Origin of the sequence: Vogesella oryzagri (assembly GCF_040148885.1) — a bacterium.
In the GTDB taxonomy this organism is placed as follows: domain Bacteria; phylum Pseudomonadota; class Gammaproteobacteria; order Burkholderiales; family Chromobacteriaceae; genus Vogesella; species Vogesella oryzagri.
Genome location: NZ_JBEFLD010000006.1, coordinates 82,705 through 105,522 on the forward strand (window position 1 = coordinate 82,705; position 22,818 = coordinate 105,522).

A 22,818-nucleotide genomic window follows, 5' to 3' on the forward strand; every position below is an offset into this window, starting at 1 on the left:
GAACGGGTCAGCACGCGTGCCAGCACCAGTGCCACGGCTCATACAGGTAACCATCGGCATTGCCGGGTGGATAACTCAGGGTATAACCGAAACGGGCGGCGTGAGCGCACAACCAGGCATAGGCCGGCGTGGTGTCGAACACCTGCTCCAGCACTGGCGAGCCCGGCGTGCCGATGTCGATGGCACGGCCGGTGTGGTGCTCGCTGTAGCCGGGTGCGGCGCTGACCCGCAAAATGTCTTCCAGACGTTGGCCGCGCGCCAGTTTGGCGGCGACGATTTCATGCTGACGGGCGATGCTGCGAAAAGCCGACACCAGAAACAGGCTGATGCCATCGGCGGCCGCCGCATCGCGCAGCTGCTGCCATGCGACAGCGGCTGGCGCAATCAGTTCGAATTCGCGGCCATCATTATTGCGCTCCGCCACCACCAGCGCGGCGGGTTCGGCGTGCGGCACCAGACCGCGTGCGGCCAACGTGGCCGGGTCGATACCCAGCGCGGCCAGCCGCTGCGCCAGCGTCGCGTCCATCAGAACTTGACGCCCTTGTGCAGCGCCACCACGCCGCCGGTCATGTTGTGGTAGTCGACGCGGCCGAAGCCGGCGTCCAGCATCATCTGCTTCAGCGTTTCCTGATCCGGGTGCATGCGGATCGATTCGGCCAGGTACTGGTAGCTGTCGGCGTCGCCGGCCACCAGCTTGCCCATCACCGGCAGCGCCTTGAAGGAGTAGAAGTCATAGAACGGCGACAGCGGCTTCCACACCTTGGAGAACTCCAGCACGAACAGCTTGCCGCCCGGTTTCAGCACACGGCACATCTCTTTCAGCGCCGCGTCCTTGTGCGTCATGTTGCGCAGGCCGAACGCCACCGACACCGCGTTGAAGTAGTTGTCCGGGAACGGCAGCTTCTCGGCGTCGGCCAGCGACACCGGCAGCATCAGGCCCTCGTCCAGCAGCCGGTCGCGGCCAACGGTCAGCATCGAGCTATTGATGTCGGTGAGCCACACTTCGCCGCTCTTGCCGACGCGCTTGGACCAGCCGCGCGCCAGGTCGCCGGTGCCGCCGGCGATGTCCAGCACCTTGTCGCCCGGGCGCACACCGGAGGTGGTCAGCGTGAAGTGCTTCCACACGCGATGCAGGCCGCCGGACATCAGATCGTTCATCACGTCGTACTTCTGCGCCACCGAGTGGAATACCTCGGCCACCTTGCCGGCCTTTTCGGTTTCTTCCACCGACTTGAAGCCAAAGTGCGTCTTGCTCATGTTTACTCCCTGCCCGCGCCAGCGGCGGCGAGGCGATTCAGATAATCCTGCCAGTACTGGTCGTGCTTCACGCCCAGCTCGTATAGATAGGCCCAGCTGTACAGGCCGCTGTCGTGGCCATCGCTGAACACGATCTTCAGCGCGTAGTGGCCCACCGGCTCCAGCGCGGTGATGGCCACGTGTTTCTTGCCGACCTGCAGCACCTCGTTGCCCACGCCGTGACCGCGCACCTCGGCGGACGGCGAGTACACCCGCAGGTATTCCGCCGCCAGGTTGAAACTGGCGCCGTCGTCGTAGCTGATCTCCAGCAACTGCGATACCGCATGCAGCTGGATTTCCAGCGGGCTGGCACTGTCGTGAGTCAATCCGCTCATCATGGTTCCTTGCGGGTAAGCAGCATGGCATCGCCATAGCTGAAGAACTTGTACTGCTGCGTCACCGCGTGCGCGTAGGCAGCACGCATTTCCAGGTAGCCGGCAAACGCCGACACCAGCATCAGCAGCGTGGACTTGGGCAGGTGGAAGTTGGTCAACAGCATGTCCACCACCTGGAAACGGTAGCCCGGGGTAATGAAGATGTCGGTCTCGCCGCGGCCGGCGCGCAATTCGCCGCCGCGGGCGGCGGATTCCAGCGCGCGCATGCTGGTGGTGCCCACTGCCAGCACCTTGCGGCCAACCTTGTGCGCCGCGTTGATGGCCGCCACCGTCGCCGGCGGCACGTCGTAGATCTCGCTGTGCATCTTGTGCTCGGCGATGTTGTCCACCCGCACCGGCTGGAAGGTGCCGGCGCCGACGTGCAGGGTGACATTGCACAGCTGCACGCCCTTGTCGCGCAGCTGCTGCAGCATGGCATCGGTAAAGTGCAGCCCGGCGGTGGGCGCCGCTACCGCGCCCTTTTCGCGGGCATACACCGTCTGGTAGCGCTCGTCGTCATCGGCATCGGTATCGCGCTCGATATATGGCGGCAGCGGCAGCTTGCCGGATTGGTCCAGGATGTCGAACACGTTGGCCGCATCCAGGAAGCGCAGCTTGAACAGCTCGCCGGCGCGTTCGACCATCTCCGCCTGCCAGCGGCCGGCAAAAATCAGGCGCGTACCCGGCTTGGGCGATTTGCTGGCGCGCACATGCGCCAGCACTTCGTGCTCGTTCAGTACCCGTTCCACCAATGCCTCGATCTTGCCGCCACTGTCCTTTTCACCGAACAGGCGCGCCTTGATCACGCGGGTATCGTTGAACACCATCACGTCGCCCGCCTGCAAATGGCTGGCAAACTCGGTAAAACGGCTGTCCTGCAATGTGTCGCCATTTACCAGCAACAGGCGGCTGCTGCCGCGCTCGGCCGGCGGATGCTGGGCGATCAGGTGGTCTGGCAAGTGGTAATCGAAGTCGGAAACGTGCATGGCGGGCTTCATCTACTAAACCGGCGGATTATACCTTTTGCCTGCCGCACCGCGACAACAAGCGCGTCTTGCCCCAGATCAAGCCAGTCCTAACAGACAGGCACAGTCTTGCGACAAGGCCGTTACAATGCGCCACTTCCGCTAGTGCTTTCACTCCAAACCGCGGCATTTTACCAACAAACCACGACGGCAAACACCCGTTTGAATTACCGCAATTACTGGACATCGTGCTGACAATTGCGGCAAACTCGCGGCCATATCAAAACAGGGACTGACACCTTGACCCGAAAAATCCTCGTGCTGCACGGCCCCAATCTGAATCTTCTCGGACTGCGTGAGCCACAGCACTACGGCCGGGACACCCTGGATGACATCAATAACCGCCTGCGTGAACAGGCGCTGGCTGCAGGTTTCGAACTGGACGTTTTGCAAAGCAATGCCGAGCACGTACTGATCGACCGCATCCATGCCTGCCTGAGCGACGGGACGGCGATGATCATCATCAATCCGGCAGCCTTTACCCACACCAGCGTCGCCGTGCGCGACGCCATCGCCGGTGTCAAGGTGCCGTTTATCGAAGTCCACCTGTCCAACGTCCACGCCCGCGAACCGTTCCGCCAGCACTCGTATTTTTCCGATCTGGCGGTCGGCGTTATTTGCGGTCTGGGCGCTCATGGCTACGAGCTGGCCCTGGCCCACGCGATGAAGCGTCTGGCCACGCCGGCATAACACCCGAATATCTCTCCGAAGGAAAACCATGGACCTGCGCAAACTGAAGAAGCTGATCGATCTCGTCGAGGAATCCGGCATTGCTGAGCTCGAAGTGACCGAAGGCGAAGAAAAAGTTCGCATCACCCGTGTCTCCGCCAATCACGCTGTGGCCATGGCCCAGCCGATGCACTACCAGGTAGCCCCGCACATGGCCGCCGCTCCGGTAGCCGCCGCTGCCGCCCCGGTGGCCGAAGCCGCACCGGCTGCCGACATGAGCAAGGCGCAGAAATCGCCGATGGTCGGCACCTTCTACAGCAAGCCGAGCCCGGACGCTGAGCCGTTCGTAAAAGTGGGCCAGTCCGTCAACGTGGGCGACACCCTGTGCATCATCGAAGCGATGAAGCTGATGAACGAGATCGAAGCCGAACGCGCCGGCGTGGTGAAAGCCATCCTGGTCGACGACGGCCAGCCGGTGGAATACGGCGAACCGCTGTTCATCATCGAGTAAGCGACCAAGCTGCAGAATGCTGACGACAGGGCACGACTGAGTGCCCTTTCCGTTTTTGACGTGTTGTTAGGGCTGGCAGAACAGCCCGGGCAAGATCGCTACCGCATTGGCCACGCCAGCGAATAAAGCCTTGCCAGGAGATACGATCATGTTTGAAAAAATCCTCATCGCCAACCGTGGCGAGATTGCGCTGCGCATCCAGCGCGCCTGCCGCGAAATGGGCATCAAGACCGTGGTGGTGCATTCCGAAGCCGACCGCGAAGCCAAGTACGTGAAGCTGGCCGACGAATCGGTGTGCATTGGCCCGGCACCGTCCAGCCAGAGCTACCTGAATGTGCCGGCACTGATCGCAGCCGCCGAAGTGACCGACGCCCAGGCCATCCACCCGGGCTATGGCTTCCTGTCGGAAAACGCCGACTTTGCAGAACGTGTGGAGCAATCCGGCTTCGTGTTCATCGGCCCGCGCCCGGAAACCATCCGCATGATGGGCGACAAGGTGTCCGCCAAGCAGGCGATGATCGAAGCCGGCGTACCGACCGTACCCGGCGTGGCTGGTGCCCTGCCGGACGACCCGGCAGAAATCACCAAGATTGCCCGCAAGATCGGCTTGCCCGTAATCATCAAGGCCGCCGGTGGCGGTGGCGGCCGCGGCATGCGCGTGGTGCATACCGAAGCCGCGCTGATCAGCTCGGTGAACATGACCCGTACCGAAGCCGGTGCCGCCTTCGGCAACCCCACCGTGTACATGGAAAAGTTCCTGGAGCAGCCGCGCCACATCGAAATCCAGGTGCTGTCCGACGAGCACGGCAACGCCGTGTATCTGGGCGAGCGCGATTGCTCGATGCAGCGCCGCCACCAGAAGATCATTGAAGAAGCGCCGGCACCGGGCATCACCGCCGAACAGCGCAAGCGTATCGGTGAGGCCTGCGCCGACGCCTGCCGCCGCATCGGCTACCGCGGCGCCGGCACCTTCGAATTCCTGTACGAAAACGGTGAGTTCTACTTCATCGAGATGAACACCCGCGTACAGGTGGAGCACCCGGTCACCGAGCTGATCACCGGCATCGATATCGTGCAGGAACAGATCCGCATCGCGGCCGGCCTGCCACTGCGTTTCAAGCAGAAAGACATCCACTTCCGTGGCCATGCCATGGAATGCCGCATCAACGCGGAAGACCCGTTCAACTTCATTCCGTCGCCGGGCAAGATCGAAAGCTACCACCCGGCCGGCGGCCCGGGCATCCGCATCGATTCGCACATTTACCAGGGCTACACCGTACCGCCGCACTATGATTCCATGATCGCCAAACTGATCGCCTACGGCGATACTCGCGAGCAAGCCATGGCGCGCATGCGCGTGGCGCTGTCGGAAATGGCGATTACCGGTATCAAGACCAACATCCCGCTGCATCAGGAACTGTTCCTGGATGGCGAGTTCCGCCACGGCGGCACCAGCATCCACTATCTGGAAGAACGCCTGTCGCAGTTGAAGAAAGGTTAAGCCATGGCCTGGCTGCAAGCCACCATTCATGCCGACTCGGCCATCGCCGAGCAGCTTGCCGACGTGCTGATGGACGTCGGCGCGCTGTCGGCCACCATCGAAGACGCGCTGGCCGGCACCGCCGACGAGCAGCCGATCTTCGGTGAGCCGGGCGAGCCGGTCGATCAGCTGTGGAGCCACAGCCTGATCAACGCACTGTTTGCCGAAGATGCCGACGTAGCGCTGATGATCACCGCTGCGGCCAACCAGTGCCGCATGGCCGTGCCCAGCTACACGGTTGGCCGCGTGGAAGAGCAGGACTGGGTGCGCCTGACGCAAAGCCAGTTCGACCCTATCCGCATTTCCGACCGGCTGTGGATCACCCCGACCTGGCATGTATCGCCGGACCCGGCGGCCATCAACCTGCAGCTGGATCCGGGCCTGGCGTTCGGTACCGGCAGCCACCCCACCACGCGGCTGTGCCTGCAGTGGCTGGACAGCCAGATCAAGGGCGGCGAGAGCGTGCTCGACTACGGCTGCGGTTCCGGCATCCTGGCCATCGCGGCGATGAAACTCGGTGCCGGCTACACCCGCGGCATCGACATCGACGCCCAGGCGGTGCGCGCCAGCATCGACAACGCGGTACAGAACGGCGTGGCCGGCGACTTCGGCCTGCCGGACACCCTGCAGCCGGGCGAGTACGATGTGGTGGTGGCCAATATCCTGGCCAACCCGCTGCGTATGCTGGGCGAATTACTGGCTAGCCACGTGAAAACCGGTGGTAAAATCGTGCTGTCCGGCATTCTGGCCGAGCAGGCCGATGAAATGTCGGCACTCTACGCGCAGTGGTTCGACATGGATCCGGCAGTCTTCGACGAAGGCTGGACGCGCCTGAGCGGCAGCAAACGCGCCTGACGCGGCGGCAACATCGCCCCAGGGTCGCCGGCCATGCCGGCGGCCCTTTTTGCACGCTGGCGCCAAGTCGCGGCCAACCTAACAAGGCAACACAGAACTCGCCATGAGCCATACCACGCAGTGCCCCAGCTGTCAGACCAAGTTCAAAGTCACCGACGCCCATCTGGCGCTGGCCGGCGGCATGGTACGCTGCGGCCGCTGCAGCCATGTCTTCCACGCCCCCAGCTACTTTGAAAGCTCCGCGCCACAGGCGGAAAGCCTGCCACCGGTAGCCGTACCGGCGCCGGCGCCAAGCCAGCCGGCACGGCCGCAGGCCGTGGAAGACGATTTCGAGCTGGAGCTGCCGGACTTCGAACCGGCAGCCGCCCCGGCCGCCAGTACCGATCACCCCAGCCCGCAGCCGGCCGCCACGGCGGCCCCCGCCCCGTTAGCCGAGCACGACGAGGACGATTTCAAGCTGCCGGATTTCGATCTGCTGCGCGAACCCGAGCCTGAGCCACAGCCGCCGGCCACGTCCATCGGCCCGGACTTCCGCAATGCCGCCCGCGACGCCGAACAGGATGGCCGCCAGCAACTAGCCGAATTCCAGCAGGCGCTGGCCGACGCCCTGCGCCCGCAGCACAATGCGGACGTCCCACCCGCCCCGCTGGCGGCCAACCCGTTCGAAGTCGATGCGGCGGAAGAGCACACCCCGAGCGCGCCGCCGGTTTCCATCTGGACCGCCGAACCGGAACCCGATGCCATCACCACAGCGGTCATCGACACCCCCGCGGCCGACAGCGACGTGCCCACGCCGTGGTGGCGCAATGTGTTGCTGGCGCTGCTGGCCGTACTGCTGCTGCTGCTGTTGCTGGGCCAGATCCTGTTCATCAACCGCACCCGTGCCAGCGCCGAAATGCCGGAGCTGCGCCCGGCCTTCGAGGCCATCTGCGACGTGCTGGGCTGCAGCGTGCCGCTGCCCAGCGACCGCCAGCTGATTCGCACCGAGTGGTCGGAGCTGTCGTTCATTCCCGACCATGAGCGGCTGATCCAGCTCAACGCCACGCTGAAGAACCTGGCGCCCTATCCGCAAGCGTTCCCGCTGATGGAAGTGACGCTGAAAAATGCCAGTGACCAGATCATGATGCGCAAGGTACTGCTGCCGCAGGAGTACCTGAAGCCGCAGGACTATCAGCTGGGCCAGTTCAATGCCAACAGCGAGCTGAAGCTGCAGCTGCGCATGGAAGTCATCGACGGCAAGGCCCAGGGCTACAGCCTGGACTTCTTCTATCGCTGAAGCGCGCCGCGCCCTGCCCCAGCACAAGGTTGGCCGCGGCCAACCTTGCTTTTTATGCGGACTGGGCCACCATGAAGGCATGCAAACGCTACCGGCAACGGCCAGGTAGCAGGGCCAACAGGAGACCAGCATGGCACAGCATTTCTTGCGTTACGGCGATGAGAGCATGGCGGTGGGGGGCAGTTTTCCGGAAGCCGGGCAGCTGCTGCCCAGTTTCATGCTGGTGGATGAACACCTGCGCGATGTGGCGCTGGAGCGCTTTCTCGGGCGTACCAAGCTGATCGTCACCCTGCTGTCGCTGGACGCCGAACAAGGCGGCCTAGCCCTGCTGCAACAACTGCGCCGCAAGCTAGAAGGTTGGCCGCTGCTGCAGTTCATCGTGATCAGCGTCGATTCACCGTTCAGCCTGCACCGGGCACGCAAGGAGCACGGCCTGCCCAATGTGGTGCTGCTGTCCACCCTGCGCGGCCGCGACTTCCACAAGCATTTCGGCGTACTGCTGCAGGACTACCCGCTGGCCGGCATGACCTGCCCGGCGCTGTGGCTGGTGGATGACGATGATCGCATCCTGTATGCACAGCGGCTGGAAAACGCCGATGACGACTTCGACCTTGCCGCCATCCGCAACGCGCTGCTGGCCAAGCTGCCGGGCTAGCGCGAGATAGATATGAAAAAAGGCACCCGCAGGTGCCTTTTTTAATGCCTAGCCGCTCAGGCCTGGCCGAACTCCGGCTTGGGCGTGCGCCCCAGCAGGCTTTCCACCACGCTTTGCGGCGTGGCCTGGTGATACAGCAACTCGCATACCGCGGCGGTAATCGGCATGTCCACCTCCAGCCGCTCCGCCATTTTCAGCACCTCGCGCGCGGTCGGCACGCCTTCGGCCACATGGCCCAGCTCGGTCAGGATATCGGCCAGCGACTTGCCCTCCGCCAGCTTGAGACCCACCTGACGGTTGCGCGACAGCGCCCCGGTGCAGGTCAGGATCAGATCGCCCACCCCGGACAAGCCCTGCATGCTTTGCTGGCTGCCACCCAGCGCCACCGCCAGCCGGGTGATCTCGGCCAGCCCGCGGGTGATCAGCGCCGCGCGGGCATTCATGCCGAAGCCCAGGCCATCGGCCACGCCGGTGGCGATCGCCATCACGTTCTTCACCGCGCCGCCGACTTCTACCCCCACCAGATCGTCATTGGCGTAGATGCGCAACAGCGGGCTGTGCAGCTCGCGGGCAAAGTCGCGGGCAAAGCCGTAGTTTTCCGACGCCAGCGACACCGCCGCCGGCAGCCCCAGCGCCACTTCCTTGGCAAAGCTGGGGCCGGACAAGACACCGACGGTCTTCAGCCGCGGAAACTCCTCCGCCACCACCTGGTGCGGCAGCAGGCTGGAGCCGGCCTCGAAGCCCTTGCACGCCCACAGCAGCGGCGCGTCCACCTTCAGCCGCGCCAGCTCCTTCAGGGTTGGCCGCAGGCCGGCGATCGGCGTCACCACCAGCACCAGCTCCACGCCCATTACCGCTTCGGACAGATCGGCCGACAGGTGCAGCTTGTCCGGCAGCGGGCAATCCGGCAGATAGCGGCGGTTGAGGCGGTTGGCCTGCATGTCCACCATCTGCGCGGCATCGCGGCCCCACAGCGTGACCTCGTGCTGACGGCTGAAGGCAATCGCCAGTGCCGTGCCCCAGGCACCGGCACCGATAACGGTCATTTTCATGCGTTTACAGTCCCCACAGCCCGCTGATCTGGGCATAGCCACTGCTGCCGTCACGGTGCTTGACCTTGACCCAGCTGCTCTGCGGCGGCTCGACCATGTCCAGCACCAGGTCTTTTTCCGCCCAGAACAGCAGCTTGCCCTGGTCGTTGGCCGCATCGCGCACCGCCAGCCGGGCCGCCGTCACCAGCAGTGTACGGCGGTTGGACAGCGCGGCGCCCGGAATCCAGGCGATGCTGCCGGTGGCGTCGCGCACGCGCGACCAGTCCTTCTGCGTGGCCAGCACTTCTACCGGGTAGTAGCGGCTGACGACGAACTGTTTCTTGGCGGTAAGGGTCGGCGCCTCGTACAGCGCGACGCCGGTCTCCTTCACCGAACGGAATTCCAGCGCAAACGCCGTACCGGCCAGCGAGGCGAGTACGGCGGCAGCAACAAGCAGATGTCGCTTCATAGTGGTATCAGGCGTTGCCGGCTTCGGCCTGGGCAGCGCGCTGTTGCAGGTACAGGGCTTCGAAGTTGATCGGCGACAGCAGTACCGGCGGGAAACCGGCGCGGCTGACCAGGTTGGACACCGCTTCGCGCGCGTACGGGAACAGGATGTTCGGGCAAGCCACGCCCAGAATCGGGTCCACGTCTTCTGCCGGCACGTTCTGGATCTGGAAAATACCGGCCTGGGTCACTTCGCACAGGAACATGGTTTTTTCCGGCAGCTTGGCAGTCACGGTGATGGTGAGCGACGCTTCGAAGAAACCTTCTTCCAGTTGCTGGCCGCCGTTGGCCAGCTGCATGTCGATTTCCGGCTGCGCCTGCTCCAGGAACACCTGCGGGGCATGCGGCACTTCGAAGGACATATCCTTCACGTAGATTTTTTCGATGGAGAAAACCGGTTCCAGCTGTTGTTGTTCGCTCATGTTGTGCTATCTCGAAGGCACCCGGAGGGTGCAGGGTTGAAGTCTGGGCCAGCGCGGCGGACGGCGGCCCGCGCGCACGGCGTGTCGTGCATCATCGCACGAAAAGATGACAGTCGCACCGGGCTTAGCCGGCCAGCAGCGGCTCCAGCTTGCCGGCGGCATTGAGCGCCACCAGGTCATCGCAGCCACCGACATGGGTGTCGCCGATGAAGATCTGCGGCACGGTGCGGCGGCCGGTGATGCTCATCATTTTTTCCCGCTCGACCGGGTCCAGGTCGATACGGATTTCCTCGATGGCAGTCACGCCCTTGCTGGACAGCAGTTGTTTGGCGCGGATGCAGTACGGGCATACCGCGGTGGTGTACATGGTGACGGATTGCATACTGTTTTTCCTGCAGAAAAGTCGCTCGATTATAAGCCGCCAGCAGCCGCCGCGGCCAACCTTGCCTGATAGCGCGTCACCAGCGCCGCCACTGCGGCATCCAGCGCGGCGGTCAGCTTGTCGGCGCGCGCCGAGTTGACGATAGCCACCAGCACCAGCCGCTGGCCGGACGGTGCCTGCCAGTAGCCGGCCAGCGCCCGCACATTGTCCAGCGAGCCGGTTTTCAGCCGCAGACTGCCGCCGACCTCGCCCAGCCGCTTCTTCAGCGTGCCGTCCTCGCCGGCCAGCGGCAGGCTGGCGGCCAGTTCCGGGCCATACGGGCCACGCAGGGCATCGCGCAACACCTCGCCCAGCAGCCGTGCGCTCAGCCGTTCGCGCCGCGACAGGCCGGAGCCGTTTTCCAGCACCAGCGGCGCGGTCGGCAGCTGGCGTTCGGCCAGCAGGCCGCGCAACGCGCGTTCGCCGTCGGCAAAGGTATCGCCGCCGACCGGAAACTGCGCCCCCAGCGTCAGCAGCACGCTACGCGCCATGGTGTTGTTGCTGTACTTGTTCACATCCACCAGCACGCTGGCCAGCGTATCGGTGGAATCCAGCTGCAGCAGGCTGCGCGCGCCGGGCGGCGTGGTGGCCACCGCCAGCCCGCGCGGGCCGCTGCCGCCCAGCTGCTGCCACAGCGCGGCAAAGGCCTGGCCGGCAAAATTGTCGCTGTCCAGCAGGTTCACATAGTTGGCCGCACCGTCGCAGGCCGGCGGCAGCCGCCCGCTGACCCGCAGCAGCGCGCCCTGCTGCGTGATGTTCACAAAACGGCGCACATCGCCGCAGCTGGCGCCATCGCCCACCTGCAGGCGGTTTTCCAGCGTGATGCCGGGCAGCGGCGGATCCAGCGTCAGCTGCGGCTGGCCAGCATCGAAGTGGTAACGCAGCCAGGCCACTTTCAGGTTCAGCTGATGGGTGTGCGGCGCCACGGTAAACACGCGATCGGCATCGCCGCCGAAGCCCTCGGCCGTGCCGATGCCATGCCAGGCGCTCTGGTCCAGCACCAGCTTGCCGGCAATGTCGCGCACGCCGCGCAGCCGTAGCTGGCGCAGCATTTCGGTGAGGCGCGCGCTGTCCAGCCGTGGGTCGCCGCGCCCCAGCCAGTACAGATCGCCCTGCAGCACGCCGTTCTGCAGCGGCGCACTGCTCCTGAATTCGGTCTGCCAGCGGAAGTTGGGGCCCAGCCGGTTCAGCGCCGCCCAGCTGGTGAGCAGCTTCATGGTAGAGGCCGGGTTCACCGCCACCTCGCCGCGATGCGACTCGAACACGGCATTGCCTTCCAGCGGCGCCGCCCACAGCGCGATCTCGTCGTCGTTAAAACCGGCCGGTGCGGAGGCATACAGCGGCGTGGCCAGCACGGCCAGCAACAGCAAGAGTTTGTTCATTACATCTCCAGCGGGTCGACATCCAGCGACCAGCGCAAGCCGCGCACGGCCTTGCGCGCCAATTGTTCCAGTAGCGGCAGCTGCGCGCGCAACCAGCCATGCAGCGCCTGACGGCTGTCCGCCTCGAAGGTCAGCTGCGCGCGCTCGCGCCCGGCCAGGCGCACCATCAACGCCGGCGCCGGGCCGAATACGTTCAGCCCCTGCGGTAGTTCGCCCAGTTGGGCCAGCAGGGTATTGAGAAACGCCTCGGCATCGGCATAGACCGGCGCATCGGCGCGCAGCAGCACCTGGAAGCCGGCCGGCGGAAAGCCCGCCTCGCGCCGCTCTTGCAGCATGGTGGCGGCGTAGCCGTCGAAATCATGCTGCTGCAATGCCTGATACAACGGGTGCTCCGGCCACTGCGTCTGCAGCAGCACCCGCCCCGGCACCTCCGCCCGGCCAGCGCGGCCGGCCACCTGCATCAGCTGTGCGAACAGGCGCTCGCCGGCGCGGAAATCCGCCGAATACAGCCCGCCGTCGCTGCCCAGCACCACCACCAGCGACAGCGCCCCAAAATCATGACCCTTGGCCAGCATTTGCGTTCCCACCAGCACGTCCACCTCGCCAGCGTGCACGCGCTGGTAGATGGCATCCCACGCCGCCTTGCTGCTGGTGCTGTCGCGGTCGATGCGCAGGATGCGCGCCTCTGGCAGCATGCGCTGCAACGCCGCCTCCAACCGCTGCGTGCCCTCACCCAACGGCTGTACATCCGGGTTGCCACAGGCAGGGCACTGCAGTGGGATGCGCTCGTGCGCACCGCAGTGGTGGCAGCGCAGCTGGCGCGCGGACAGGTGCAGTACCATGCGCGCGCTGCAGTGCTTGCAGGCCGAGGTCCAGCCGCAGGCGGTACAGGCCAGCACCGGCGAGTAGCCGCGGCGGTTGATGAACACCAGGCTCATCTCGCGCCGTTCCAGCGCCTTGGCCAGCGCGTCGATCACCGGTGCGGCCAACCCTTCCACCAGTTTCTGGCGACGGATGTCCACCAGACCCACTTGCGGCAAGGTGGCGCTGCCGTGCGCGCGCTGGTGCAGCGTCAGCCGGCGGTAGCGCCCGGCGTCGGCATTGGCTACCGTTTCCAGGCTGGGGGTGGCACTGCCCAGCAGCACCGGCACATTGGCGGTATGGGCACGCCACACCGCCAGATCGCGCGCGTGGTAGCGCAGGCCGTCCTGCTGCTTGAACGAGCCGTCATGCTCCTCGTCCACGATCACCAGCCCCAGCTGCGGCAGCGGCGTGAACACCGCCAGCCGGGTGCCGATGACAATGCCGGCACGGCCGAACCAGCCATCGCACCAGCCTTCCAGCCGCTCGCCATCGGCCAGATTGCTGTGCAGGCACACGATGCGCGTAGCCGGGAAGCGGCGAGCGAAGCGGTCGATCAGCTGTGGCGTCAGGTTGATTTCCGGAATCACCACCAGCACCTGTCGCCCCGCGGCCAGCACGCGGGCGATCAGCTGTAGATACACCTCGGTCTTGCCGCTGCCGGTGATGCCGTGCAGCAGGAACGGCGCAAAGCAGGCAAGCTTGGCCGCCACCGCGTCCAGCGCCTGCTGCTGCTCTTCGTTGAGCGTCAGTTCACCGTCGATCTGCAGCGCCGGCGCCTGCCACGGCACCGCGGCGATGTCGCCGCTGGCGAGGCCGGCGTTCAGATAGGCGCTGGCCTGCACATGCACACGGCGCAATGTCTCGCGCTCCTGCGGCTCGTGCAGCGCCTGCCACAGCGCCAGTTTCGCCGTGCTGCGCGCGGTCGGCGGCGCGGCCAGGCCCTGCGCGGTGAGCTGGTAGCAGGCGCGATCCGGCAGCCGCACGTCGCGCGGCTCGCGCAGCGCGGTCGGCAAGGCGGTGAACAGCGTCTGTCCCTGCGGATGCAGGTAGTAACGGGCGGCAAAGCGCACCTGTTGCAGCAGGCTGTCCGGCAGTGGCGGCAGCGCATCGAACACCTGCAGGATCGGCTTGAGGCGTTCTGGCGCGATGTCATCCGGAATGACAGTGTTGTCTACCACACCACATAACTGGCGGTTGCCGAACGACACCAGCACGCGCTGGCCACTCTCCAGCGGCCTGCCGTGCAGGTAGGCGAATGCCCCACGCAGGGGCACGTCCAGCCACACGCTGATCACCGTCATGCCACGTTTTCTCCCTGCCATGGCGCCAAGCCAGCACTGGCGCGGCCTGGCGCAAACTGTGCACAAATGCTGTGGATAACTTTGTGCACAAGCTGTATGCAAGCTGGCAGAAAGCGCGGTGGCGCGGCTTTGCTGCTAGATTGCACAAAAATTAATCTGAAAATTAGTTATTTAAAAATCAACAACTTAGCAAAATGCACTTTTTTCTGGCAGCGCATCTTGACAGAACGGTGCTTTGCCCGATTTTGGTGTGTATAAGTCCAGGAACAACAGCCGCCGCTACTGTCAAGCCCCTACGTCAAGACGGACAGGTGGCAAGCAAAACGGCCACTCGCTATGAGTGGCCGCCCGGTGGAGCAGCGCTGGCTTACACGTGGTACTGGCGCGACAACTGGTGCACCGCTGCCACCAGTGCTGCGGCATGTTCCGGGTTGGCGTGCTGCGAAATGCCGTGCCCCAGGTTGAACACATGGCCGGAGCCATGGCCGTACGCCGCCAGGATGCGGCCGGCCTCCTGCTCAATGGCAGCCGGGCTGCCGAACAGCGCATTGGGGTCGAAGTTGCCCTGCAACGCCACCTTGTCGCCGATGCGGGCACGCGCCTGACCGATGTCGGTGGTCCAGTCCAAGCCCACGCAGTCGGCACCGATGGCGGCGATGTCTTCCAGCCACTGGCCACCGTTCTTGGTGAACACGATCACCGGCACGCGACGGCCGTCGGCCTCGCGCTTGAGGCCGGCGATGATGCGCTGCATATAGGCCAGCGAGAATTCCTTGTACGCCGCGTGGCTGAGCGCCCCGCCCCAGGTATCGAAAATCTGCACCGCCTGCGCGCCGGCATCGATCTGCGCCTTCAGGTAGGCGGTCACCGAGGTGGCGGTCACGTCCAGGATGCGGTGCAGCAGGTCCGGGCGGCTGTACAGCATGCCCTTGATGTGGCGGAAATCGTCGGAACCGCCGCCTTCCACCATGTAGCAAGCCAGGGTGAACGGGCTGCCGGAGAAGCCGATCAGCGGCACGCGGCCATTCAGCGCCTTGCGGATGCTGCTCACCGCGTCGAACACGTACTGCAGCTTTTCCAGCGGCGCCGGCTGCAGTGCCAGCACGGCAGATTCCTCACGCAGGTTGCGCTCGAACTTGGGGCCCTCGCCTTCGGCGAAATACAGGCCCAGGCCCATGGCGTCCGGCACGGTGAGGATGTCGGAAAACAGGATTGCCGCATCCAGCGGGAAGCGCTCCAGCGGCTGCAGCGTCACCTCGGTGGCGTAGTCCGGGCTGGTGCACAGACCCATGAAGCTGCCGGCGCGCGCGCGGGTGGCACGGTATTCCGGCAGGTAGCGGCCAGCCTGGCGCATCATCCAGATCGGGGTGTAGTCAACCGGCTGCTTCAGCAGCGCACGCAGGAAAGTATCGTTCTTCAGCTGGGTCATGGCGAGGTTTCGGCAAAAAGGTTGGCCGCATTATACCGCGCGCCCTGCCCGCTGCCTTGATCTGGCGCCATCTGTCGCCGCGAAAATTATCGCCCCCACCATGACATTCGCCTTGAGCGCCCCGCATCCATGTGCTTGACTGCCTGAGTAACCCCCACCAAGGAAGCCATATGAACGAGCTCAACCTCTCCCACTGGCAGCAGGTCGCCACCGACTACGCCTTCAATATCGGCGGCACCCTACTGGCGGCGCTGGCGTTCTGGATCATCGGCCGCTGGCTGATTGGCCAGGTCGGCAGCCTGGTGCAGCGCGCGCTGGAACGGCAGCATGTCGACGCCACCATCATGCGCTACCTCGGCACCACCATTAACGTCACCCTCAACGTGATGCTGGTGATCGGCATCCTCGGCTACTTCGGCATCCAGACCACCACCTTCGCCGCGCTGTTCGCCGCCGCCGGCGTGGCCATCGGCATGGCCTGGTCCGGCCTGCTGTCCAACTTTGCCGCAGGGGTATTCCTGATCGTGCTGCGGCCGATGAAGGTCGGCGACTTCGTCACCGCCGGCGGTGTCACCGGCACGGTGAAGGAGATCGGCCTGTTCACCACCGCCCTCAACACCCCGGACAACGTGCTGACCATGGTGGGCAACGGCAAGATCATGGGCGACACGCTGCAGAACTTCAGCAGCAACCCCTATCGCCGCGTCGAATTGAAAGCGCAACTGGCCGGCAGCGCCGACGTGGACGCCGCCATCGCCCTGCTACGCCAGCGGCTGGCGGCCATTCCCAATGTGCTGGCCGAGCCGGCGGTGGAGGTGGCGATTCTGGAGTTCAACCTGGTGGGGCCGGTGCTGGCGGTGCGGCCGTTCTGCCATAACGACCACTACTGGCAGGTGTATTTCGACAGCAACAAACTGATTCGCGATGCGCTGGGCGGCGATGCCTTCCCGGCACCGATGCCGGCACAGGTGATCTACACCCGGCAGTAAGGTTGGCCGCATGACGGCACAAGGCCGCTGCCATGGCAGCGGCCTTGTGCATTGCCGGTGGCAACGCTCAGTGCGGCGAGGCCACGGCCTGGCCGGTAAGCCGCGCCAGCAGGCGGCGGATCAGCATGCGCAGGCCGTCCAGATAGGTGTACACCACCGGCAGCACGATCAGCGTCAGCACGGTGGAGGTCACCATGCCGCCGATGATGGCGTGCGCCATCGGCCGCTGCGTCTCCGAGCCGGCACCGCTGGCCAGCGCCAGCGGCAGCATGCCGAAGATCATCGCCAGCGATGTCATCATGATCGGGCGCAGCCGCACGCGCCCGGCCGCCACGATGGCCTCCTCGCGCGCCATGCCCTCGCGCCGGCTATGGTTGATGAAGTCCACCAGCAGGATGCCGTTCTTGGACGCCAGCCCCATCAGCATGATGATGCCGATCACCGAGAACATGTTCAGCGTGGAGCCAAACAGCAGCAGCGCCACAAATACGCCGACGAAGGATAGCGGCAGCGCCACCATGATGGTCACCGGCAGCGTGAAGCTGCGGAACTGCGCCGCCAGGATCAGGTAGATGAACACCACCCCCATCGCCAGCGCCTGCACCGCGTAGCTCAGCGACTCCTGCATGTCCTTGCGCTCGCCCTCCTGCGCCAACAGCACGCCCTGCGGCAGCTGGATGCCCTTCAGCAGCTTGTCGATGTCGACAAACACCTCGCTGCTGCCGCGGCCGCTGATGTTGGCGGTGATGCTGATTTCGCGCATCAGGTCGGTGCGCTCGATCTGGCGCGGACTGGTGGCTGGCAGCACGCTGGTCACCTGCGATAGCGGCACCATCTGCGCCTCGCCGCTGTCGGCGCGCTTGCCCGGCACCGTCAGCACATCCAGCAGCTCCGCCACGCGGGCCGCGCGCGGCACCTGCAGCCGCACGTCGTAGTTCTCGCCATCCGGCGCCTCCCACTGCGTCACCGTGCTGCCGCCCAGCAGCGTGGACACGGTGCTGCCCACCCGCGCCAGATCCACCCCCAGCGTGGCGGCGGCATCGCGCTTCACCTGCAGATTCAACGCCGGGTCGGCATCGTTGAGGCTGGACTGCACGTCGGTCACGCCCTTGATCTGCCGCAGCCGCGCCATGATGTCGGCAGTAGCGCGCTCCAGCGCCGCCAGATCGCTGCCGCGGATGCCCAGGTTCACCGGCTTGCCCGGCGGGCCGTGCTTGCCGGTTTCCTCCACCGAATCCAGCTCGATGCCGGCCACCTGCTGTGCGGCCAACCTTGCCGCCGCCATCAGCTGGAACAGGTCGCGCGCGCGCTGCTGCTTATCCCCCACGTTGACGGTAATGTTGGCCTGGTTGCGGCCGGCGCCGAAGCTGCCGCCGCCGATCTTGCTGTCGATCGACTTGACCTCCGGCAAGCTGCGCAGCCGGGCTTCCACCTCGCGCGCCTTGGCCGCGGTGTACTCCAGCGTGGAGCCGGCGGCGGTCTTGAAGCCGAGACGGAACTCGCCCTTGTCGGCGCGCGGCAGGAACTCGCCGCCGATCAGCGGCACCAGCATGAAGCTGCCCACCGTCAACACCAGCGCGGCGGCCAGCACCGTCTTGCGGTGGCCCAGCGCCCAGCGGATCACCGCCACGTAGCCGGCGGCCATGCGGTCCAGCGAGGTTTCGAACCAGTCCAGCAGCTTGCCCACCGGGCCGCGGTGGCGGTCGCCGTGATGGTGCGGGTCGTGCCAGATCGACGACAGCATCGGGTCCAGCGTAAACGACACGAACAGCGAGATCAGCACCGCCACCGTCACCGCCAGCCCGAACTGGTGGAAGAACTTGCCGATGATGCCGCCCATGAAGCCCACCGGCAGAAACACCGCCACGATGGTCAGCGTGGTGGCCAGCACCGCCAGGCCGATCTCGTTGGTACCCTCCATTGCCGCCTGGAAGTGGCCCTTGCCGAGGTTGGCGTGGCGCACGATGTTCTCGCGCACCACGATGGCGTCGTCGATCAGCAGCCCCACCGACAGCGACAGCGCCATCAGCGTCATCAGGTTCAGCGAAAAGCCCAGCGCCTGCAGCGCGAACAGGGTGCCGATCATCGAGATCGGCAGCGTCAGGCCGGTAATCACCGTGCTGCGCCAGCTGCCGAGGAACAGGAACACGATCAGCACGGTGAGCAGTGCGCCTTCCAGCAGCGTTTTCTGCACCTCGCGCAGCGAGCCCTTCACCTCCTGCGACTTGTCGTAGGTGAGGTTGACTGCGGTACCCGGCGGTGCCTGCGGCCGGTATTCCTGCAGGATGCGCTTCACGCCGTCGGCCACCTGCACCACGTTGGCACCGCGCGCGGCGCGGATATCGATGCCGATGCCTGGCTGGCCGTTGATCAGGGTGATGCTGTTCTGCTCGGCCTCGGTATCGCGCACGCTGGCCACATCGGCCAGGCGGATGTCGCTGCCGCCCCGGCTGGCAATCACCAGCGCGGCAAAGTCGTCCACCGATTTGAGCTTGCCGGCCACGCGCACCGCCAGCTCGTTGCTCTGGCTGCTGACCTGGCCGGCCGGATAATCGCGGTTGGCCGCCGCCACCGCATCCGCCACCTCGACTACCGACAGCCCCAGTGCCTCCAGCCGGTACGGGTCGATGTCGATACGGATCTCACGCTTGCTCTCGCCCACCAGCTTGACTTCGCCGACTCCGGACACCGTCTGCAGCCGTTTCTTCAGCACGTTGTCCACCCAGCTGGTCAGCTCGCGCTGGCTGCTGTCGCCCGAGCTGAGGGTATAGGACATCAGCGGTTCGTCGTTGGGGTTCATCTGCGAGATGGTGGGGGTGTTCACCTCGCGCCGCAGCCGGCCCTGCACCGCGCCCACCTTGTCGCGAACCTCCTGCAGGCCCTGGGTGGCGTCGGTGGACAGCTCGAACTCCACCACGATGGTGGAGTTGCCTTCGAAGGAATAGGAACGGATGTGCTTGACGCCATTGATGGTGTTCACCGCTTCCTCGATCGGGCGGGTGACGTCGCTTTCCACCACCTCCGGCGAAGCGCCGGGGTAGCTGGTCATCACCACCGCTACCGGGAAGCGGATGTCCGGAAACTCCTCCACCGGCAGGCTGCGCCAGGCAAACAGCCCCAGCACGGTGAGCAGCAGCATCAGCACCGCGGCGAAATACGGGTTTTGCACGCTGACGCGGGTTAGCCACATGGCAGCGTCCTCAGCGCGACGGCAGGGACACGGCGTCCCCGCCCTTCAGCCCCAGCAGCGGGGCGGCCAACACCGTCTGGCCTGCGGCAATGCCGCGCACCGCCACCTGGCGCTCGCTGTCGGCGCGCAACAGCACCGTCACCGGCTGGCGCTGCAGGCGTCCGCCGCGCACCGCCAGCAGCCACGGCGTGGCGCTGTCGGCATCGCGCAGCGCCGCCAGCGGCAGGCGCACCGCGTCGTTGACCTCGGCCAGCACCACACCGCCCTTGGCAAACTGCCCGGCCTTGAGGCGGCCATCGCGATTGTCCACCCGCAGGTAGACATTGAAGGTACGGGTAGCGGCATTGGCCACCGGGTTGATGCGCACCAGCTGGGCGGTAAAGGCGCCATCGATGCCTTCTACCGTGAACCGCGCCGGCTGCCCGGGCTTGAGCTGCCCCACCAGCCGCGCCGGAATGCTGGCCACACCTTCCAGCTCGGCCAGATCGGCAATGGCAAACAGCTTCTGGTTGCGCGCCGCCTGCTCGCCCGGCTGGGTCAGACGGGCATACACGGTGCCGGCCATCGGCGCGCGCACTTCGCTTTCGCTCAGACTCTTGCGGGCACGCGCCAATTGGCTGCGGCGCGCGGCCAACTCGCCGGCACGCACCTGGTAGTCGCTTTCGGTTTCGTCGAACGCCAGCTTGGAGATGAAGCCCTGCTGCAGCAGCTCGCGCTGCTTGTCCAGCTTCAGCCGCGCCAGTTTCAGCCGCGCCTCGTCGTTGGCCAGCTGCGCCTGCTGCTCGTTGAGTTGCTGCTGCAGCGCTTCGCTATCGATGCGCGCCAGCAGTTGGCCGCGCGTTACCTGCTCGCCTTCACGCACCAGCACCTGCTGCACGGTGCCATCCACCTGCGCCGCCACCTCGGCCGACTGCAAGGCGTTGAGAGTGGCGGTAAACGGCAGCAGGCTGGCTACCGGCGCCACCGTGGTTTGCAGCACATCGGCAGCAGACAACTGCCGCAGCGGCGCAGTGGCCTGACCGGCACTGGCCGGCTGGCCATCGGCCGGGGCAGATGGGCCGCAGGCCGCCAGGGCGGCGACAACGGCCAGCAGCAACAGGCTGCGGCCAACGTGGGGACGGGTAAGCGAGTGCATCGGGAATCCTTGCCGCCTCAGGCGGCGCTCAGGGGTTGGCCGCCGGGGTCATGCCCTTGGGCAGCAGCAGCCACAGTTTGCCGCTCTGCTTCATGCGCCCGGCGTACATGCCGGCCTCGGCGCCAAAGCCGAAGAAAAAGTCGGCGCGCACGCCACCGCGGATGGCGCCGCCGGTGTCCTGCGCGTGCACCAGGCGATTCAGCGGCTGTGGCGTGCCATCCAGCGGCCAGGTGGTGGCCAGGTACAGCGGCGAACCCAGCGGGATGTAGCGCGGATCGACCGCCACGCTGTAACCGCCGGTCAGCGGCACGCCCATGGCGCCCAGCGGGCCGCTGTCATTGGCCGGCAGTTGTTTGAAGAACACGTAGCTGGGGTTGGCGGCAAACAGCTCGGCGCGACGCTGCGGGTTGGCCGCAATCCACGCCTTGATGCTCTGCATCGACACGTCTTCCAAGCGCATCTGGCCCTGGTCCACCAGCCAGCGGCCGATGGATTTGTAGCCATGGCCATTCTGGTCGGCATAGCCGACGCGAATGAAGCTGCCGTCTTCCAGCTGGATGCGGCCCGAGCCTTGCACCTGCAGGAAGAACAGCTCGGTCTCGTCCTCGGCCCAGGCCAGTACCGGCATGCTGGCCACGCCTTTGCCGGCATCGATGTCGGCGCGGGTGTAGTACGGCAGCAGGCGGTTGCCGTCGAGGCGGCCTTTCAGTGCGCGGGTGCGGCTGTCGGTGATGAAGTCGGCCAGCGTGATCTGGATCTCGCCCGGCCCGGCCACGCTCTTGCCCGCCACCAGCTGCAGGCGGTTGCCGCTGCCGCGGCGCGCCACCAGCTGCGGCTGCGCACGCTGCTCGGCGCTGATGTCCAGCACGAACAGATCTGCCGGCACGCCGTACACCGGGTACGGCGTCTGTGCCGACTTGCTGCGGCTGCCGGCCAGCAGCGGTTCGTAGTAGCCGGTGATCAGGCCGCTGTCCTTGCCGGACTCGCTGAGCTGCCACGGCATGAAGCGCTGCTCGTAGAACGCGCGCACCGCCTGCGGGTTGGCCGCATCGACGGCGGCGGCCGCGCTGCAGGCGCCCTGCCACTGCGGCTTGCCTTGCAGGCTGCGGCAGCTGGCGCGCAGCGCCGCCAGGCTTTCACCGGCCAGCGGCGCATCCCAGCCGGGCAGATCGGCAAAGCGGGTCGGCTGGTAGCGCACCGGGCTGCTGGCGCTGCTGCCGCCGGGCGGTGGATACGAGGCACAGGCGGCCAGCAGCAAGGCGCTGGCCAGGGTAATCAGGCGCTTGAACATGAGATGGTGGCGGGTAGTAAGGTCAGGCGGGTTGGCCGCAGCGGCGGCGAAAATGCGATGGTAATGAAGGCGACCGGCGGATGGCAAATGACGTTGCGATTGCCAGCGGCCGCCTTACGGTGTCGGCAGCGCCGCTTCCACCGCCTTGATGAAGGTGGGAGAGTCCGGCTTGGTCAACGGGCTGAAGGCAGTGATGGTCTTGCCGTCCGCCGCGATCACGTATTTGTAGAAATTCCACTTCGGTGCATCGCCGCTGGCCTTGCTCAATGCCTGGTACAAGGGGTGGGCGGCATCGCCACGCACGTGCACGCGGCTGGCCATCGGAAAAGTGACGCCGTAATTCACCTGGCAGAAACTGGCGACGGCCTTGTCCTTGTCCAGCTCCTGGAAGAAATCGTCGCTGGGGAAGCCCACTACCACCAGGCCCTTGTCGCGGTAGTTCTGCCACAGCGACTGCAGGCCCTTGAACTGCGGGGTAAAGCCGCATTCGCTGGCGGTATTCACCACCACCACCGCCTTGCCCTGGTAGGCACACATGTCGATGGTGCCGCCTGTCAGCCCCGGAATACGGTGATCCAGCAACGGCGGACAGCTGGCACTGGCCACGGCCGGCAACAGCAGCAGGACGGATAGCAGCTTAGGCATCATGAACACT

Annotated in this window: 22 protein-coding genes; 7 read left to right on the plus strand and 15 right to left on the minus strand. The window is 65.7% G+C overall.

All coding sequences use genetic code 11. The features are described from left to right. Window positions 1-7: 7 nt before the first annotated feature. The 4 genes from ABNW52_RS12370 to queA are packed head-to-tail and all read right to left on the minus strand — an operon-like array spanning window position 8 to window position 2,656. Window positions 8-526 carry a M15 family metallopeptidase gene (locus tag ABNW52_RS12370; RefSeq protein ID WP_349588225.1) on the minus strand — a complete coding sequence of 173 codons (519 nt, stop codon included), beginning with the start codon at window positions 524-526 and terminating at the stop codon, window positions 8-10. Beyond that, window positions 526-1,257, minus strand: coding sequence for a bifunctional demethylmenaquinone methyltransferase/2-methoxy-6-polyprenyl-1,4-benzoquinol methylase UbiE (ubiE, locus tag ABNW52_RS12375; RefSeq protein WP_349588228.1), 732 nt, complete (start codon window positions 1,255-1,257; stop codon window positions 526-528). Before ubiE ends, ABNW52_RS12370 begins: the two co-directional genes overlap by 1 nt. A 2-nt stretch (window positions 1,258-1,259) precedes the next feature. After that, window positions 1,260-1,631, minus strand: coding sequence for a gamma-butyrobetaine hydroxylase family protein (locus tag ABNW52_RS12380; RefSeq protein WP_349588230.1), 372 nt, complete (start codon window positions 1,629-1,631; stop codon window positions 1,260-1,262). After that, entirely contained in the window at window positions 1,631-2,656 is a 1,026-nt protein-coding gene (gene queA, locus ABNW52_RS12385; protein WP_349588232.1) for a tRNA preQ1(34) S-adenosylmethionine ribosyltransferase-isomerase QueA, read from the minus strand. Before queA ends, ABNW52_RS12380 begins: the two co-directional genes overlap by 1 nt. A 279-nt stretch (window positions 2,657-2,935) precedes the next feature. Between queA and aroQ the strand changes: the two genes are divergently transcribed. The 6 genes from aroQ to ABNW52_RS12415 all read left to right on the plus strand — a co-directional run bounded on the left by aroQ (window position 2,936) and on the right by ABNW52_RS12415 (window position 8,201). Next, complete coding sequence (gene aroQ, locus ABNW52_RS12390; protein ID WP_349588235.1) at window positions 2,936-3,385, plus strand: type II 3-dehydroquinate dehydratase; 450 nt, start codon at window positions 2,936-2,938, stop codon at window positions 3,383-3,385. A 28-nt stretch (window positions 3,386-3,413) separates the two neighbouring features. Then, window positions 3,414-3,875 carry an acetyl-CoA carboxylase biotin carboxyl carrier protein gene (gene accB, locus ABNW52_RS12395; protein ID WP_349588238.1) on the plus strand — a complete coding sequence of 154 codons (462 nt, stop codon included), beginning with the start codon at window positions 3,414-3,416 and terminating at the stop codon, window positions 3,873-3,875. Window positions 3,876-4,023: 148 nt separating this feature from the next. After that, a complete protein-coding gene (gene accC, locus ABNW52_RS12400) occupies window positions 4,024-5,376 on the plus strand; it encodes an acetyl-CoA carboxylase biotin carboxylase subunit (protein ID WP_349588240.1) in 1,353 nt (450 codons plus the stop codon). Between the two features lie 3 nt (window positions 5,377-5,379). After that, a complete protein-coding gene (prmA, locus tag ABNW52_RS12405; RefSeq protein WP_349588243.1) occupies window positions 5,380-6,270 on the plus strand; it encodes a 50S ribosomal protein L11 methyltransferase in 891 nt (296 codons plus the stop codon). Window positions 6,271-6,373: 103 nt separating this feature from the next. Then, window positions 6,374-7,546, plus strand: coding sequence for a DUF3426 domain-containing protein (locus ABNW52_RS12410; protein WP_349588246.1), 1,173 nt, complete (start codon window positions 6,374-6,376; stop codon window positions 7,544-7,546). A gap of 130 nt (window positions 7,547-7,676) precedes the next feature. Next, complete coding sequence (locus ABNW52_RS12415) at window positions 7,677-8,201, plus strand: redoxin family protein (protein ID WP_349588249.1); 525 nt, start codon at window positions 7,677-7,679, stop codon at window positions 8,199-8,201. Window positions 8,202-8,257: 56 nt separating this feature from the next. Here the strand turns inward: ABNW52_RS12415 and ABNW52_RS12420 are convergent, their stop codons facing one another. The 7 genes from ABNW52_RS12420 to hemE form a co-directional block, all read right to left on the minus strand. Next, a complete protein-coding gene (locus tag ABNW52_RS12420) occupies window positions 8,258-9,253 on the minus strand; it encodes an NAD(P)H-dependent glycerol-3-phosphate dehydrogenase (protein ID WP_349588252.1) in 996 nt (331 codons plus the stop codon). A 4-nt stretch (window positions 9,254-9,257) separates the two neighbouring features. Beyond that, complete coding sequence (locus ABNW52_RS12425) at window positions 9,258-9,701, minus strand: SH3 domain-containing protein (protein ID WP_349588255.1); 444 nt, start codon at window positions 9,699-9,701, stop codon at window positions 9,258-9,260. A gap of 7 nt (window positions 9,702-9,708) precedes the next feature. Continuing rightward, entirely contained in the window at window positions 9,709-10,161 is a 453-nt protein-coding gene (gene secB, locus ABNW52_RS12430; RefSeq protein ID WP_349588258.1) for a protein-export chaperone SecB, read from the minus strand. A 124-nt stretch (window positions 10,162-10,285) separates the two neighbouring features. After that, window positions 10,286-10,543: a glutaredoxin 3 gene (gene grxC, locus ABNW52_RS12435; RefSeq protein ID WP_349588261.1), complete on the minus strand. Its 258-nt coding sequence runs from the start codon at window positions 10,541-10,543 to the stop codon at window positions 10,286-10,288. 29 nt (window positions 10,544-10,572) lie between these two features. Beyond that, entirely contained in the window at window positions 10,573-11,964 is a 1,392-nt protein-coding gene (gene dacB / locus ABNW52_RS12440; RefSeq protein WP_349588264.1) for a D-alanyl-D-alanine carboxypeptidase/D-alanyl-D-alanine endopeptidase, read from the minus strand. Then, window positions 11,964-14,129 carry a primosomal protein N' gene (locus ABNW52_RS12445; protein ID WP_349588267.1) on the minus strand — a complete coding sequence of 722 codons (2,166 nt, stop codon included), beginning with the start codon at window positions 14,127-14,129 and terminating at the stop codon, window positions 11,964-11,966. Before ABNW52_RS12445 ends, dacB begins: the two co-directional genes overlap by 1 nt. A gap of 367 nt (window positions 14,130-14,496) precedes the next feature. Next, window positions 14,497-15,558, minus strand: a complete 1,062-nt coding sequence (gene hemE / locus ABNW52_RS12450; RefSeq protein WP_349588270.1) for a uroporphyrinogen decarboxylase — start codon at window positions 15,556-15,558, stop codon at window positions 14,497-14,499. 170 nt (window positions 15,559-15,728) lie between these two features. On the opposite strand from hemE, the gene ABNW52_RS12455 reads away from it, so the two are divergent. Next, window positions 15,729-16,547, plus strand: coding sequence for a mechanosensitive ion channel family protein (locus tag ABNW52_RS12455; protein WP_349588273.1), 819 nt, complete (start codon window positions 15,729-15,731; stop codon window positions 16,545-16,547). Window positions 16,548-16,614: 67 nt separating this feature from the next. Here ABNW52_RS12455 and ABNW52_RS12460 read toward each other — a convergent pair whose 3' ends face one another. The 4 genes from ABNW52_RS12460 to ABNW52_RS12475 all read right to left on the minus strand — a co-directional run bounded on the left by ABNW52_RS12460 (window position 16,615) and on the right by ABNW52_RS12475 (window position 22,811). Continuing rightward, entirely contained in the window at window positions 16,615-19,737 is a 3,123-nt protein-coding gene (locus tag ABNW52_RS12460) for an efflux RND transporter permease subunit (RefSeq protein WP_349588276.1), read from the minus strand. Between the two features lie 10 nt (window positions 19,738-19,747). Beyond that, window positions 19,748-20,872, minus strand: coding sequence for an efflux RND transporter periplasmic adaptor subunit (locus ABNW52_RS12465; RefSeq protein WP_349588279.1), 1,125 nt, complete (start codon window positions 20,870-20,872; stop codon window positions 19,748-19,750). Window positions 20,873-20,900: 28 nt separating this feature from the next. Continuing rightward, entirely contained in the window at window positions 20,901-22,163 is a 1,263-nt protein-coding gene (gene mltA, locus ABNW52_RS12470) for a murein transglycosylase A (protein WP_349588282.1), read from the minus strand. Window positions 22,164-22,277: 114 nt separating this feature from the next. Then, window positions 22,278-22,811, minus strand: coding sequence for a glutathione peroxidase (locus tag ABNW52_RS12475; RefSeq protein ID WP_349588285.1), 534 nt, complete (start codon window positions 22,809-22,811; stop codon window positions 22,278-22,280). Window positions 22,812-22,818: the final 7 nt, after the last annotated feature.

What these genes read in the sequence shown, in the direction of transcription:
- ABNW52_RS12370 (WP_349588225.1), bottom strand. Translation starts at nt 526, where the DNA reads ATGGACGCGACGCTGGCGCAGCGGCTGGCCGCGCTGGGTATCGACCCG.
- ubiE (WP_349588228.1), bottom strand. Translation starts at nt 1,257, where the DNA reads ATGAGCAAGACGCACTTTGGCTTCAAGTCGGTGGAAGAAACCGAAAAG.
- ABNW52_RS12380 (WP_349588230.1), bottom strand. Translation starts at nt 1,631, where the DNA reads ATGAGCGGATTGACTCACGACAGTGCCAGCCCGCTGGAAATCCAGCTG.
- queA (WP_349588232.1), bottom strand. Translation starts at nt 2,656, where the DNA reads ATGCACGTTTCCGACTTCGATTACCACTTGCCAGACCACCTGATCGCC.
- accB (WP_349588238.1), top strand. Translation starts at nt 3,414, where the DNA reads ATGGACCTGCGCAAACTGAAGAAGCTGATCGATCTCGTCGAGGAATCC.
- accC (WP_349588240.1), top strand. Translation starts at nt 4,024, where the DNA reads ATGTTTGAAAAAATCCTCATCGCCAACCGTGGCGAGATTGCGCTGCGC.
- prmA (WP_349588243.1), top strand. Translation starts at nt 5,380, where the DNA reads ATGGCCTGGCTGCAAGCCACCATTCATGCCGACTCGGCCATCGCCGAG.
- ABNW52_RS12410 (WP_349588246.1), top strand. Translation starts at nt 6,374, where the DNA reads ATGAGCCATACCACGCAGTGCCCCAGCTGTCAGACCAAGTTCAAAGTC.
- ABNW52_RS12415 (WP_349588249.1), top strand. Translation starts at nt 7,677, where the DNA reads ATGGCACAGCATTTCTTGCGTTACGGCGATGAGAGCATGGCGGTGGGG.
- ABNW52_RS12420 (WP_349588252.1), bottom strand. Translation starts at nt 9,253, where the DNA reads ATGAAAATGACCGTTATCGGTGCCGGTGCCTGGGGCACGGCACTGGCG.
- ABNW52_RS12425 (WP_349588255.1), bottom strand. Translation starts at nt 9,701, where the DNA reads ATGAAGCGACATCTGCTTGTTGCTGCCGCCGTACTCGCCTCGCTGGCC.
- secB (WP_349588258.1), bottom strand. Translation starts at nt 10,161, where the DNA reads ATGAGCGAACAACAACAGCTGGAACCGGTTTTCTCCATCGAAAAAATC.
- grxC (WP_349588261.1), bottom strand. Translation starts at nt 10,543, where the DNA reads ATGCAATCCGTCACCATGTACACCACCGCGGTATGCCCGTACTGCATC.
- dacB (WP_349588264.1), bottom strand. Translation starts at nt 11,964, where the DNA reads ATGAACAAACTCTTGCTGTTGCTGGCCGTGCTGGCCACGCCGCTGTAT.
- ABNW52_RS12445 (WP_349588267.1), bottom strand. Translation starts at nt 14,129, where the DNA reads ATGACGGTGATCAGCGTGTGGCTGGACGTGCCCCTGCGTGGGGCATTC.
- hemE (WP_349588270.1), bottom strand. Translation starts at nt 15,558, where the DNA reads ATGACCCAGCTGAAGAACGATACTTTCCTGCGTGCGCTGCTGAAGCAG.
- ABNW52_RS12455 (WP_349588273.1), top strand. Translation starts at nt 15,729, where the DNA reads ATGAACGAGCTCAACCTCTCCCACTGGCAGCAGGTCGCCACCGACTAC.
- ABNW52_RS12460 (WP_349588276.1), bottom strand. Translation starts at nt 19,737, where the DNA reads ATGTGGCTAACCCGCGTCAGCGTGCAAAACCCGTATTTCGCCGCGGTG.
- ABNW52_RS12465 (WP_349588279.1), bottom strand. Translation starts at nt 20,872, where the DNA reads ATGCACTCGCTTACCCGTCCCCACGTTGGCCGCAGCCTGTTGCTGCTG.
- mltA (WP_349588282.1), bottom strand. Translation starts at nt 22,163, where the DNA reads ATGTTCAAGCGCCTGATTACCCTGGCCAGCGCCTTGCTGCTGGCCGCC.
- ABNW52_RS12475 (WP_349588285.1), bottom strand. Translation starts at nt 22,811, where the DNA reads ATGATGCCTAAGCTGCTATCCGTCCTGCTGCTGTTGCCGGCCGTGGCC.